This is a genomic window from Reyranella sp., from assembly GCF_044224635.1.
In the GTDB taxonomy this organism is placed as follows: Bacteria; Pseudomonadota; Alphaproteobacteria; order Reyranellales; family Reyranellaceae; genus Reyranella.
Genome location: NZ_JBGAKA010000052.1, coordinates 46,352 through 59,931 on the forward strand (window position 1 = coordinate 46,352; position 13,580 = coordinate 59,931).

11 protein-coding genes are annotated in these 13,580 nt (G+C 67.5%); 6 read left to right on the forward strand and 5 right to left on the reverse strand.

The annotated features are described in order from the left end of the window. Positions 1-4: 4 nt before the first annotated feature. Positions 5-775, forward strand: a complete 771-nt coding sequence (locus ACILR9_RS31405; RefSeq protein ID WP_395713924.1) for a CDP-diacylglycerol diphosphatase — start codon at positions 5-7, stop codon at positions 773-775. 374 nt (positions 776-1,149) lie between these two features. Beyond that, positions 1,150-2,910: an adenylate/guanylate cyclase domain-containing protein gene (locus tag ACILR9_RS31410; RefSeq protein ID WP_395713925.1), complete on the forward strand. Its 1,761-nt coding sequence runs from the start codon at positions 1,150-1,152 to the stop codon at positions 2,908-2,910. 179 nt (positions 2,911-3,089) lie between these two features. Here the strand turns inward: ACILR9_RS31410 and ACILR9_RS31415 are convergent, their stop codons facing one another. From ACILR9_RS31415 to ACILR9_RS31430, 4 genes are all read right to left on the reverse strand, one after another. Next, entirely contained in the window at positions 3,090-4,037 is a 948-nt protein-coding gene (locus ACILR9_RS31415; RefSeq protein ID WP_395713926.1) for an alpha/beta hydrolase, read from the reverse strand. Between the two features lie 21 nt (positions 4,038-4,058). Further along, entirely contained in the window at positions 4,059-4,862 is an 804-nt protein-coding gene (locus tag ACILR9_RS31420; protein ID WP_395713927.1) for an alpha/beta fold hydrolase, read from the reverse strand. Between the two features lie 3 nt (positions 4,863-4,865). Beyond that, the gene (locus tag ACILR9_RS31425; protein WP_395713928.1) at positions 4,866-5,840 is read right to left on the reverse strand and encodes a Bug family tripartite tricarboxylate transporter substrate binding protein; all 975 of its coding nucleotides are present in this window, start codon (positions 5,838-5,840) and stop codon (positions 4,866-4,868) included. A gap of 98 nt (positions 5,841-5,938) precedes the next feature. Beyond that, positions 5,939-6,595 carry a glutathione S-transferase family protein gene (locus ACILR9_RS31430; protein WP_395713929.1) on the reverse strand — a complete coding sequence of 219 codons (657 nt, stop codon included), beginning with the start codon at positions 6,593-6,595 and terminating at the stop codon, positions 5,939-5,941. 62 nt (positions 6,596-6,657) lie between these two features. Here ACILR9_RS31430 and ACILR9_RS31435 point away from each other — a divergent pair, with 62 nt between their 5' ends. Further along, positions 6,658-7,869, forward strand: coding sequence for a polyhydroxyalkanoate depolymerase (locus ACILR9_RS31435; protein WP_395713930.1), 1,212 nt, complete (start codon positions 6,658-6,660; stop codon positions 7,867-7,869). A gap of 257 nt (positions 7,870-8,126) precedes the next feature. Next, positions 8,127-10,283, forward strand: a complete 2,157-nt coding sequence (scpA, locus tag ACILR9_RS31440; RefSeq protein ID WP_395713931.1) for a methylmalonyl-CoA mutase — start codon at positions 8,127-8,129, stop codon at positions 10,281-10,283. 332 nt (positions 10,284-10,615) lie between these two features. Here scpA and ACILR9_RS31445 read toward each other — a convergent pair whose 3' ends face one another. After that, entirely contained in the window at positions 10,616-11,419 is an 804-nt protein-coding gene (locus ACILR9_RS31445) for a DUF3108 domain-containing protein (RefSeq protein WP_395713932.1), read from the reverse strand. Positions 11,420-11,527: 108 nt separating this feature from the next. Between ACILR9_RS31445 and ACILR9_RS31450 the strand changes: the two genes are divergently transcribed. Next, positions 11,528-13,405: an ABCB family ABC transporter ATP-binding protein/permease gene (locus tag ACILR9_RS31450; RefSeq protein ID WP_395713933.1), complete on the forward strand. Its 1,878-nt coding sequence runs from the start codon at positions 11,528-11,530 to the stop codon at positions 13,403-13,405. Further along, positions 13,392-13,580, forward strand: a 189-nt coding sequence (locus ACILR9_RS31455) for a hypothetical protein (protein WP_395713934.1), incomplete at its 3' end; no start/stop codon positions are given. The genes ACILR9_RS31450 and ACILR9_RS31455, both read left to right, overlap by 14 nt.

Below are 13,580 nucleotides of genomic sequence, written 5' to 3' on the forward strand. Positions count from 1 at the left end.
GGTGATGCAGGGACTGAAACCGGCGATATTCGGCGCCTGCGCCTTGTTGGCAGGCTTGGTGCTGCTTTGCGCCGGCCATCCGGCGGCGGCCCAGAAAGCCGCCGACCCTGCCGCCTGCGTCCTGCCGCCCCGTCCCGATACGCTGTGGGCGCTGGCACAGTGTTGCGAGCGGTCGCTGACGGGCGACGTCGGCTGCCGAGCCTACGACAAGAAGGACCAGTACGTCATCATCAAGGACAATTCGGTCCGCAAGCCGCAATCGTACCTGATCATCCCGACCAAACGGGTCACGGGGATCGAGGATAGCCTGATCGCGCAGCCACCGGTCTTGGAGTTCTGGCAGTACGGCTGGGCGCAGTCGCGGACCTATCCCGGCTATCCGCCGGCCGATACCGCCATGGCGATCAATTCGGCGCACTCCCGTACACAGAACCAGCTCCACATCCACATCTCGTGCGTACGCCCCGCCGTCAGGACGGCGCTCGACCAGGCCGAGATCGACTTCTTCCCGGCCAAGCCCGTCACCCTCCGATTGCCACCGCACGACAATCTCTACCGCGCGATCAGGGTCACCGGCCTGTCCGGGGAGCAGAGCCCCTTCGTGGTCTTTCAGGACGATCCGGGCGTGAAGGATCACATGGCCGACCAGAGCATCGCGGTCGTCGGATCGGCGACCGCCGGCCAGTACTTCGTCCTCGATACCCGGGTCGACGGAGGCAATACGGCGCACGCCGAAGAGCTGCTCGATCAGACCTGCCAGTCGGCGACCAGGTAGCTGGCGCTCGCGGCCCCTTGCTGCTGCGGCCGCCCGGCCTCGGTGCTTCGCCTTCCGGCAGGCGAACGGGCTGCGCGCCAGGGATGCCACCTCGATGGCCGCGAACGCGCGGCCTTTCACCTTGATCGCGTGCTCCTGCCAGTGGCTGGTGAGCTTGCCGATCTCTGTGTCGTCGACGATCACGTACTCGAGGCTCTTGCTTGCCCGAACGCAGGGATATCTGACTTCGGATTTGGCCACGCGACGCCGCATCACCCCGGAGCTTAAGCGTGCACCGCAACAGGTCAACCATCGAGGGTGACGCAAACGGCCGGTTCACCGGTCCGTGAAGCCCGGCGGATGATCTGGCGCGGCGATGCTAGAGTATCAGCGTCATGCGCCGGACCTGGACCTGGACGTTCGGCCTGCCGCCGGAGATGCTCTGGCCGGTGTTGGCCGATACCAATCGCTTCAATGAAGCGATGGGGCTGCCGTCCTATGCGCTGGAGGAGACGCCGCAGCCCAACGGCACCATCCTGCGGCGCGGGCGCGGCAAGGCCGCGGGCTTCACCCTCGAATGGGAGGAAAAGCCCTACGAGTGGATCCACGGGAGATACTTCCGGCAGGCCAGGGAATTCACCAAAGGTCCGTTCCGCCGCTTCGGGCCGATCTTCGAGCTCGAGGCCGACGGGACCGGCAGCAGGCTGACCTACACCCTGGAATGGGAACCGCTCTCGATCGTCGGCCGGTTGTTCGGCGCGCGCCTGGGGAGAAAGGCAGGCGAGGTCGTCGGCAAGCGCATCGTCGAGGCGGCGGCTTTCGCCAAGGGCGAGCGCGCGACTTTTTTTGACCTGCCACCGCCCGAACTGCCGGCCGGCGCGCGCGAACGGGCGACGGCACTGGCCGCCGAGATCGACCGCAGCCCCTACGGCAACGGCCTCGGCAGGAAGCTCGCCGAGCTGGTGACGACCGGCATGGCGACCGATCTTGCCCAACTCAAGCCGAAGCGGTTGGCCGTGCAGTTCGCCGTGCCGACGCGGGTCGCCGTCGAAGCCTGCCTGGCCGGCGTGCGCGCGGGCCTGCTGACGATGAAGTGGGATCTGTTGTGCACCAACTGCCGCGGCGCCAAGTTCAGCACCGCCGCCCTGAGCGAGCTGCCGCGCGGCGCGCACTGCCCTTCCTGCAACATCGACTACGACCGCGATTTCGAGCGCAACGTCGAGCTGTCGTTCGCGCCGGCGCCCTCGGTGCGCCCGCTGCTGGCCGGCGGCTTCTGCCTGAGCGGCCCGCTGGCGACACCGCATGTGATCGCGCAACTCCTGCTTGCGCCAGGGGAGCGCCGCACGGTGGGTCTCGCGCTGCCGGCTGGCAGCTATCGCCTGCGCACCCTGCATCCCGGGACGTTCGTCGATGTCGAGCATCACGGGGGCGCCTTCCCCGGCCTGCATGCGACCGCGACCGGTGTCGAGGCGGGGCTGCCGGGCGAGGCCGGAACCGTCACCTTCGCCAACGATGCGGGCTTCGAGCTGGCGGCGCTGATCGAGGATCGCACCTGGACGCGCGAAGCCCTGACGGCCCCCGAAGTGATCTCGCTGCAGGCCTTCCGCGATCTCTTCGCCGCGGCGACCTTGCGGCCGGGCGATGAAGCGGGCGTCGGCCAGGTGGCGCTGCTGTTCAGCGACCTGCGCGGCTCGACGGCGCTCTACGAGCGGGTCGGCGATTCGGTCGCCTTCAACCTGGTGCGCGAGCATTTTGCCCTGCTGGCCAGCATCGTGCGCGATCACGACGGCGCGGTGGTGAAGACCATCGGCGATGCGGTGATGGCTGCGTTCGGCGATCCGGCCGATGCGGTGAAGGCGGCACTCGACATGCAGGCGCGCATCGCAGGCCACGAGCTGGTGCTGAAGCTCGGCATCCATGCCGGGGCAAGCGTCGTCGTCAACCTCAACGACCGGCTCGATTACTTCGGCTCGACGGTGAACATGGCCGCGCGCCTGCAGGGCCAGAGCAAGGGCGGGGACATCGTGCTGAGCCGCGCCGTGGCCGACGATCCCGCGGTCGAGGACCTGATCGCCACCGTCCCGGCCGCCGAGGAAAGCGTTGCCCTGAAGGGCTTTGCCGATCCGATCAGCTTCGTGCGGCTGCGGCCGAGATGACGCTTTCATCCTCCTCCCCAGCTCTGCTGGGGAGGTGCCCCGTCTCACGGGGCGGAGGGCTCATGAGTCACGACTCATGAGATTTATGCCCCCTCCCTCGCCTAGGCATTTTGGCCGCAGAGCGGCCAAAAGCCCTTAGACGGCGACCCCCCAGCGAAGACGCTGGAGAGGAGAAGAGCCTACGTCCCGAAGTGGGCCGCCAGCACGGCGGCCGCCTCGTCATTCGCCTTGAGCCCCTGCTGCAGAAAGCGGGTCAGCGAGAAGAAGCCGTGGATCGTGCCCGGATAGTTGACGTAGGTGGTCTTCACGCCGGCATCGATCAGCCGGTCGGCATAGGCGCGGCCCTCGTCGCGCAGCGGGTCGTAGCCCGCCGTCAGAACGAAGGCCGGCGGCAAGCCGCGGAAATCCTTGGCCAGCAGCGGTGACAGCCGAAGGTCGGCCTGGTCGATGCCGGCCGGCACGTAGGCGTTCCAGAACCAGTCGATCAGATCCTTGGTGAGGAAGTAGCCCTCGGCGAAATCCTTGCGCGAGGCGCTGGTGCGGCTGGAATCGGTCGCCGGATAGATCAGCATCTGGAATGCCGGACCGATGTCGCCGGCATCGCGGCAGGTCTGGCAGACCACGGCGGCAATTGCCCCGCCGGCCGAGTCGCCGCCCACCGCCAGGCGCGCCGGATCGGCATCGAAGACCGCAGCCCTGTCGCGGATGTGGCGGAACGCGGCCACGCCGTCGTCGGTCGGCCCCGGAAAGGGATGCTCGGGCGACAGGCGATAGTCGATCGAGATCACCTGGCAGCGGCTCTTGTTGGCGAGTCGCCGGCAGGTCGAGTCATGTGTGTCGACATTGCCGATCACGAAGCCGCCGCCGTGATAGTAGACCAGGGTGGCGAGCGCACCCGATGGCGCGCCGAGCGGCCGGTAGCGGCGGTAGCGGATCGGGCCCGCCGGGCCGGCGAAGGCGCCATCGTCGACAGCGCCGACCTCGGGAGGCTCGGCTTCACTGTCCTCCGACATCTTGTCGACCGCGGTGCGGCCTTGCGCATGGGGCAGCGTGTTGAGCCGCGGCCGGCCGGCCTGGACGGCCTGCTCCATCAGGTCGAGCAGGCTGCGAGCTTCCTTGTCGAGCATGGCGTTCCCCCTCCCCCCGTGTCAGCTCACGAAGCCGCGAACGTGCGCGGCGATGTCGGCGGCGCGCTCCCAGCTCATGCAGAAGCGCCCGCCGGGCACGATCTCGACCCGGCCGTGCGGGCACTGGGCCTGCAGGCGGGCGCGATGCTTGCCGTAGATGAAATGCTCGCCGTAGAGCATCAGCACCGGGCACTGGAGCGCCGCCATGCCGGCCAATGTATCGAACTTCGCGAGCGCGCCCATGGCCTGCCAGCGGTCGCGGCCGATCTCGAGCTGGGCGGTGTTGATGCGGTCCATCCACGATTGCGTCGGCGCCATCGGCGCGTGCTCGGGATCGTGCTGCAGCAGGAACTCGATCGAGCGCGGCGCCGGGAAGCCCGAGGCGTCGCTCGGCCGCACCTTGGCGATGTCGGCGATGTCGTTCCTGGCCGTGTCGGCGTCGGCGAAGAAGGGCGTGTTGATCAGCACCGCCTTGTCGATACGCTGCGGCCAACGCGCGCCGAGCGCGATCGACACCGCCGAGCCCACCGCCTCGCCCAGCGCCGTGGCGCGCGCGATCTTCAGCGCGTCCATGGTCTCGATCACCGCCCGGGCATAATCCTCGATGGTCGGCTGCCAGTCGATGTGATCGGAATGACCGTGGCTCGGATAGTCGATGGCGACGGCGCGGTAATGGGTGCCCAGCGCCTGCAGGAGCTCTGCCATCACCGCCGAGCTCTGCTGGTTGATGTGGCTCACCATGATGGTCGGGCCCTTGCCGCAGGCCCGCCAGTGGATATGGCCGGCGAAGGTCTTCGCCAGTCCGCGATCGACGTCGAGGGCCATGATCTACTCGAGCTTGATGTTGGCGGCCTTGATGACGGCGGCCCATTTCTCGCCCTCGCCGCGCAGGAACGCGACCAGCTCGGCCGACGTGCCGCCGCCGGCAATGCCGCCCACCGCGGCATAGGCGTCGATCAGCTCCTTCGACTTCAGGGCGCCAGTGGCGGCCTCGAAGATCTTCTTGCGCGCCTCCGCGCTCGCGCCGGCGGGCGAGACCAACGCGTACCAGTTGTCCGAGTTGACCTTGGGGAACCCCAGCTCGCGCATGCTCGGCACGTCGGGCAGCAGCGGCGCCCGGTTGTCGGAGGTGATGCCCAGCGCCTTGATCGCCCCGGTCCGGATGTGCGGCAGCAGCACGGGAATGTCGAGAAGCACCGCCTGGACCGTGCCGGAGATCAGATCGTTCATCGCCGGCGCCGCGCCGCGATAGGGCACGTGCAACAGGTCGGTGCCGGTCTCGCGCTTGAACAGCTCGATAGCGAGGTGGGTGATGCCGCCGGTCCCGGCCGAGCCGCAGGAAATCTTGCCGGGGTTCGCCCTGGCGTAGGCGATCAGGCCCTTCATGTCGTCGATGCCGAGCTTGGCGTTGATCGCCAGCGCCTCCTGGACGCGCACGACCAGCACCTGCGGGGCGAGATCCTTGGTCGGATCGAAGGGCATCTTGGGCATCAGGCTCTGCATGATCGCGCCGGAGCTGGCGCTCATCAGGCCCATGACGTGCGCGTCGGTTCCCGACTTGGCCACGAAGTCGATGCCGGTGACGCCCGCCGCGCCGCTCTTGTTCTCGACCACGATCGGTTGGCCGAGCGCGCCGGTCATGCCCTGGGCCAGATGGCGCCCGAAGATGTCGGCCGGCCCGCCGGCCGGGAACGGCACGACGAGGGTCAGGGGCTTGGTGGGAAAGGCCGGTTGCTGGGCAACAGCCGATGCAAGCGGCAGAGCGGTCAAGCCCGCGACCGCGCCACGGCGCGTGATGTTCAAGGTTGTTCCTCCCTTTATCCCGCCGACTGTGCAAGGCGGCGCGGGACCGGACAAGGGTCATTCTCCTCCCCAGCGATGACGCTGGGGGGAGCAAAGAGTCAAAACTCGACGTCGAGCTCCTCGACCTCTTCCGGCTCGTTCCGGGCGGCGACGGTCCATTCCAGCATCGGCGGGAATTTCAGCATCAGGTCGCGGTAGGCGGCACAGGCCGGCTCGAGCTTCACGTCGTAGGTGGCGAAGCGCGAGCAGACCGGGGCATACATGGCGTCCGCCATCGTCGCGGTCTTGCCGAACAGGTAGGGTCCGCCGTAGCGCCGCAGGCAGTCTTGCCAGATCGCCGTCACGCGGTCGATGTCGGCCTGCGCGCCGGCCCACACCTTGAAGCCCGGATGATGCGCCTTGAGGTTCATCGGCAGGGCCGAGCGCAGGTTGGCGAAGCCCGAGTGCATCTCGCCGCATACTGCCCGGCAATGGGCGCGGGCTGCCGGGTCGGCCGGCAGCAGGTGGGCCTCGGGCTTGATCTCGTTGAGGTATTCCGCGATGGCCAGCGTATCCCAGACCTTGACCGGTCCATGCTCCAGGCAGGGCACGAGAAACGACGGCGACAGCAGCAGCAGCTCGGCCCGGGTCGCCGGATCGTCGATCGGAGCGACGCGCTCGTCGAACGCCAGTCCCGCCATGCGGCACAAAAGAAAACCGCGAAGCGACCAAGAGGAATAGTTCTTGCTACTGACGGTGAGCGAAGCCTCGGCCATGGACATCACTGTGGTGTATTCGAGCTTTCGTGGGGATGCAATTTTCGAGCCGGTCGCCTTCGATGCTCTACGCGCTGTATCAGACCGCCGCTGACGTCATGCTGCCGATCAGGGCATGGGCGGCGGCGACCAGCCAGACCCTGGGCAATGGCCAGGCGCCGTCGCTCGACAGCTGGCGAGCTGCGGCGGCGCTCTGCGAAATGGTGAGCCGGGCCACGCTCACGCATCGCCGGCCGACCTTCGGCATCAACGAGATCCGGTGCGGCAACGACATGGTTCCGGTGCGCGAGGAGGAGGTCTTCGCCACGCCGTTCGGCACCCTGCTGCGCTTCGCCAAGGAGGGTGTGGGACCGCAGCCCAGAGTCCTGGTCGTGGCGCCCTTGTCGGGGCACTTCGCCACATTGCTGCGCGATACCGTGCGCGTGCTGCTGCCCGAGCACGACGTCCACATCACGGACTGGGCAAACGCCCGCGACGTCGGCTTGTGGCACGGCGCGTTCGGCTTCGACGAGTATGTCGAGCACCTGGTCACGTTCCTCGAGGCGATGGGGCCGGGGGCCCACGTCGTCGCCGTCTGCCAGCCCTGCGTGCAGGCGCTGGCCGCCGCCGCCCTGATGGCCGAGGACGACCATCCCTGCCAGCCGCGCAGCATCACCCTGATGGCGGGGCCGATCGATACGCGCATCAATCCCACCAAGGTGAACGAGCTGGCGACCGGACGATCGATCGAATGGTTCGAGCAGAACCTGATCGCGCGCGTGCCGTGGCGCTATCCCGGTGCGGCGCGGCGCGTCTATCCGGGCTTCGTCCAGCTGACTGCCTTCATGAGCATGAATGCCGAACGCCACGTCAAGGCGCAGATCGATCTCTACCGCGCCATGGCCAACGGCGATGCCGGGCAGGCCGAGACCATCAAGACCTTCTACGATGAATATTTCGCCGTGCTCGATCTGACGGCGGAGTTTTATCTCGAGACCGTGCAATGGGTGTTCCAGGAGCATCGGCTGGCCAGGGGCGAGCTCGACTGGCGCGACCGCCGGATCGATCCCAAGGCGATCCGCCGCATCGCCCTGTTCACCGTCGAGGGCGAGCGCGACGACATCTGCTCGATCGGCCAGACCGTCGCTGCACACGATCTGTGCACCAGCCTGCGTCCCTACCGCAAGAAGCACTACATGCAGGCCGGCGTCGGCCATTATGGCGTTTTCGCAGGCCGGCGCTGGGCCAATCAGATCTATCCCTTGGTACGGAACACGATTCTCGCCAACGAATAGACAGTGGCGATCTTCCTCATCCTCCTCCCCAGCTTCGCTGGGGAGGTGTCTCGGTAATCCGAGACGGAGGGGTCATGAGTCACGTGAGGAGGCCTATGACCCCTCCGTCCGCGATTTACGCGGACACCTCCCCAGCAGAGCTGGGGAGGAACAAGAAGCAGAGTGGCGCGCTCTCGGCCATGAGCCGCACGCGCCGGGTGTTTCCCCGGACGAAGAACCGTCTTTTCTGGCGGCAAATCCGCAGTACATTGCAGGGCATGGCTGACTTCCCGAAGAAAACCCAGGCCGACTGGGAAAAGCTCGCCGCCCGGGAGCTGCGCGACCGGCCCGTCTCCTCGCTCGACTGGACGACGCCCGAGGGCATTGTGGTGAAGCCGATCTACACGGCCGAGGATCTCGAAGGGCTCGAGGTGGTGGGATCGCTGCCGGGCTTCCCGCCGTTCACGCGCGGGCCCAAGGCCACGATGTATGCCGGCCGGCCGTGGACGGTGCGCCAGTACGCCGGCTTCTCGACCGCCGAGGAGAGCAACAAGTTCTATCGCGCCAACCTCGCGGCCGGCCAGATGGGCCTGTCGGTGGCGTTCGATCTGGCCACCCACCGCGGCTACGATTCGGATCATCCGCGCGTGGTCGGCGACGTCGGCAAGGCGGGCGTGGCGATCGACTCCGTCGAGGACATGAAAATCCTGTTCGACGGCATCCCGCTCGACAAGATGAGCGTGTCGATGACCATGAACGGCGCCGTGCTGCCGGTGCTGGCCGGCTACATCGTCGCCGCCGAGGAGCAGGGCGTGCCGCAGGACAAGCTCGCGGGCACGATCCAGAACGACATCCTCAAGGAGTTCATGGTCCGCAACACCTACATCTACCCGCCCGGACCTTCCATGCGCATCGTGGCCGACATCATCGAGCACACCGCGCAGCACATGCCGAAATTCAACTCGATCTCGATCTCCGGCTATCACATGCAGGAGGCGGGCGCGACCCTGGTGCAGGAGCTCGCCTTCACGCTGGCTGACGGCCTCGAGTACGTGCGGGCGGCACGGGCCAAGGGGCTCGACATCGATGCTTTCGCGCCGCGGCTGTCGTTTTTCTTCTGCATCGGCATGAACTTCTTCATGGAGGTGGCGAAGCTGCGCGCCGCGCGCTTCCTGTGGGCCGAGCTGATCCAGCCGTTCAATCCGAAGAAGGCCGATTCGCTGTCGCTGCGCACGCACTGCCAGACCTCGGGCGTGTCGCTGACCGAGAAGGACCCGTACAACAACGTGATCCGCACCGCCTACGAGGCGATGGCGGCGGTGCTGGGCGGCACGCAGTCCCTGCACACCAACTCGTTCGACGAGGCGATCGCGCTGCCGACGCCGACCTCGGCGCGCATCGCGCGCAACACGCAGCTGATCCTGCAGCACGAGACCGGGATCACCAAGGTGGTCGATCCGCTGGCCGGCAGCTACTATGTGGAATCGCTGACCGCGAGCCTGGTCGCCGAGGCGCGCAAGCTGATCGCCGAGGTCGAGACGCTGGGCGGCATGACCAAGGCGGTGGAAGCCGGCATGCCCAAGATGCGCATCGAGGAGGCTGCGGCGCGCAAGCAGGCGCGCATCGACCGCGGCGAGGAGATCGTGGTCGGCGTCAACAAGTTCCAGCTCAAGGAAGAGCCGGCGATCGAGATCCTCGACGTCGACAACGACGTGGTGCGCGAATCGCAGGTGAGCCGGCTGAACCGGATCCGCGGCAGCCGCGACGAAGCCAGGTGCGTGGCGGCGCTGAAGGCGCTGGGCGAGGCGGCGCGCAACGGCACCGGCAACCTGCTGGCGCTCAGCATCGAGGCGACGCGCGCGCGCGCGACGGTGGGCGAGATCTCGTCGGCGCTGGAAGGCGTCTACGGCCGCTACCAGGCGACCATCCGCTCGATCTCCGGCGTCTATGCCGGCGAATGGGAGGGCGACCAGGGCCTCGAGCGCATCCGCACCGACATTGCCTCGTTCGCCGAGGAAGAGGGCCGTCGGCCGCGCCTGATGGTCGTCAAGATGGGCCAGGACGGCCACGACCGCGGTGCCAAGGTGATCGCCACGGCGTTCGCCGATCTGGGTTTCGACGTCGATATCGGCCCGCTGTTCCAGACGCCGCAGGAGGCGGCGCGGGCGGCGATCGAGAACGACGTGCACGTGATCGGCGTGTCGAGCCAGGCGGCCGGCCACAAGACCCTGGTGCCGCAGCTGATCGAGGAGCTCGCCCGGCAAGGCGGCTCCGACATCCTGGTGGTGGTCGGCGGCGTCATCCCGGCGCAGGACTATGACTTCCTGAAGAAGGCGGGCGTCGCCGCGATCTACGGCCCCGGCACCAACATCCCGGCGGCCGCCGCCGAAATCCTCACCATCCTCCGCCACCGCGACCAGAAGCGCGCGGCGTAATCATTCTCCTCAGCTTCGCTGGGGAGTTGCCCCGTCATACGGGGCGGAGGGGTCATGAGTCTTCGCCGGGAGTGCGCCACTCCGTGGCGCTCTTGTCATTCTCCTCCCCAGCTTCGCTGGGGAGGTGCCCCGTCATACGGGGCGGAGGGGTCGTAGGCCCCCTCACGTGACTCATGACCCCTCCGTCCGCGAAGACGCGGACACCTCCCCAGCTTCGCTAGGGAGGAGAGTGACAAGAGCGCCACGGAGTGGCGCGCTCCGGGCGTATGACCTTTCCGTCCGCGAAGACGCGGACACCTCCCCAGCTTCGTTGGGGAGGAGCATGAGAAGACTCACCCCGGCGCCAGCGGACGTTCGCGGAACCACAGGATCTTGCCGCGGATCGTGCCGAAGCCGGTCTGAGCTTCCATGCGGCCAGGATAGCGGACCTGGCTCTGGTCGAAGCGGGCGAGCCAGATGGTGATCGGCCGCTCGCGTTCGGTCTCCGCTTCCTTGGGCGCCTCGTCGAACTCGCCGGACACCCGCTTGGTGTAGATCTGGCAGACCAGCACGTCGCCCTGCGCGCCCGGAATGCCGCTGGCCGCAGCGGGCTCCATGCGGAGCTTGTGCAGCATCACGTTGATGCGGCGCTTGCCGTCGTTGACCGGCAGCGTGCGGTCACAGGCGTTGTCGCCGGCGAAGCCGACCGTGAGCGCGGCCGACAGCGGATCGAGAGAGCCCACGCGGTCCTTGTCGGGAATGGTCTGCCAGGGTTGCGGCTTCCACGGCGGATTGTGAGTTTCCTCGACGTTGCCGCCGGCGCCGTATTTGGCAAGCCACGTGCGCGGCTTGTCGCCGACCACGATGGACAGCGAGCCGGAGATCGGCTGCGCCCCGCGGGGCGAGAAACCGCCCCAGGCCCGGTTGCGGCCCTGGTAGTTCATGGTCACGGCGCGCAGCATGCCATCCTTGAAGGTGCTGCTCTCGACATCGTAGGCCGAGCCGTTGAAGCGCGCGGTGACGTCGATGCGAAAGCCCGAAATGCCGGCGAAGGTGATCTCGTAGCCGATCTCGACCTGGCGGGCATCCTGGCCGGTTGCCGCCGCCGGCCCCGCCAGGAAGAGGGCAAATGCCATGAAGGCCCTACGAAAACTCATGATTTCCCTCACGATAGGGGGGCTTACTTACGCCTCGCGGGCACGATAGAAGGCCGGCTCTCCCCGCGCCATCCGTACCCTCCCGGCACACCTGCAAGCTCTCCGGCCATGTCGCCTCCCGCCAGCGATCGCATTCCAAAGCTCGGCTTCAAGCGCACCTGGGCAGTGTTGGCCATATTGGGCCGGCATTTGTGGCCAAAGGGTGAAGCTGTTCTGCGCGCCCGGGTGGTCGTGGCGCTCGGCCTGCTGGTCGCGGCCAAGCTCACCAACGTCTACGTGCCGATCCTCTACAAGGAATCGGTCGATGCGCTGGGCGATGCGGCGACCAAGGCGCTTGCGGTGCCGATCGCCCTGATCGTGGCTTACGGCGTGGCGCGGGTGCTGGCGCAGGCCTTCGGCGAGGTCCGCGACGCCATCTTCGCGCCGGTTTCGCAGCGCGCCATCCGCAATCTCGCGCTGGAAGTGTTCGGCCATCTCCATGCCCTGTCGCTGCGCTATCACCTCGAGCGCCAGACCGGCGGGCTGAGCCGTGTCATCGAACGCGGCACCGCCGGCATGGAATTCCTGATCCGCTTCACGACCTTCAACATCCTGCCGACCCTGTTCGAGATAACGCTGGTCGGCGTCATCCTGTGGAACCTCTACGACTGGCGGTTCTCCGCCGTGACCCTGGGCGTCGTAATGGGCTACATCGTGTTCTCGGTCGTGCTGTCGGAATGGCGCATCAAGTTCGTGCGCCGCATGAACGATGCCGACACCGAGGCCAATGCCAAGGCGATCGACAGCCTGCTGAACTACGAGACGGTGAAGTATTTCGGCAACGAGGCGCATGAGGCGCGCCGCTTCGATGTCGGCCGGCGCCGCTACGAGACCGCGGCGATCCGTTCGAGCCGCACCCTGTCGCTGCTCAACATCGGCCAGGGTGCCATCATCTCCACCGGCCTGGTCGCGGTGATGGTGCTGGCGGGCCAGGGCGTGGTGGGCGGCACCATGACCCTCGGCGACTTCGTGGCGGTCAACGCCTTCCTGATCCAGCTCTACATGCCGCTCAACATGCTGGGCTTCGCCTACCGCGAGATCCGGAACTCGCTGGTCAACATGGAGAAGATGTTCGGCCTGCTCGATGTCGAGGCCGAGATCGCCGACAAGCCGGGCGCGCCGGCGCTCACGGTGAGCGGCGGCGAGATCGTGTTCGACCATGTCGACTTCCATTACGAGAAGGCGCGGCCGATCCTGCACGACGTCAGCTTTCGCGTGGCGCCGGGCGACACCGTGGCGATCGTCGGCTCGAGCGGCGCCGGCAAGTCGACCATCTCGCGCATCCTCTATCGCTTTTACGACGTCGCCTCGGGCGGCGTGCGGATCGACGGCCAGGACATCCGCGACGTCACCCAGGCGAGCCTGCGCGCGGCGATCGGCGTGGTGCCGCAGGACACCGTGCTGTTCAACGACACGATCTATTACAACATCGCCTATGGCCGGGCCGGCGCCACCCGCGAGGAGGTCGAGCAGGCAGCCCGCCTGGCGCGCATCCACGACTTCATCATGGCGCTGCCTCAAGGCTACGAGGCGACGGTGGGCGAGCGCGGCCTGAAGCTGTCGGGCGGCGAGAAGCAGCGCGTGGCGATCGCCCGGACCATCCTCAAGAACCCGCACATCCTGCTGTTCGACGAGGCGACCAGCGCGCTCGATACCCGCACCGAGCAGGAGATCCAGCGTTCGCTTGAGGAGGTGTCGCGCGGGCGCACCACGCTGATCATCGCCCATCGCCTGTCGACCATCGTCAATGCCGACGAGATCGTCGTGCTCGATCGCGGCCGGGTCGCCGAGCGCGGCCGCCATGGCGAGCTGATGGCAAGGAACGGCCTCTACGCCGACATGTGGCGCCGCCAGCAGGAAGCCGCGGCGGAGGCGGAACGGCAGCATCGCCAGGCCGACGAGCCGCCATCGTTCCGCGCCGAAGGGCATCTGCGTGTCGCCGAGTAGCGCGGTCGCGGCTGGTCCCTGGCGCTCTCTTCTCCCCGTCTTCGCCGCCTGTGCCGCGATCGGGCTGCAGGCCGGGGTGGCGATGCCGCTGGTGCCGCTGGCACTGGAACGCCAGGGCGCCGACAAGCTCACCATCGGGATCATCGCGGCCGCGTGGGGAATCGGCATGCTGGCC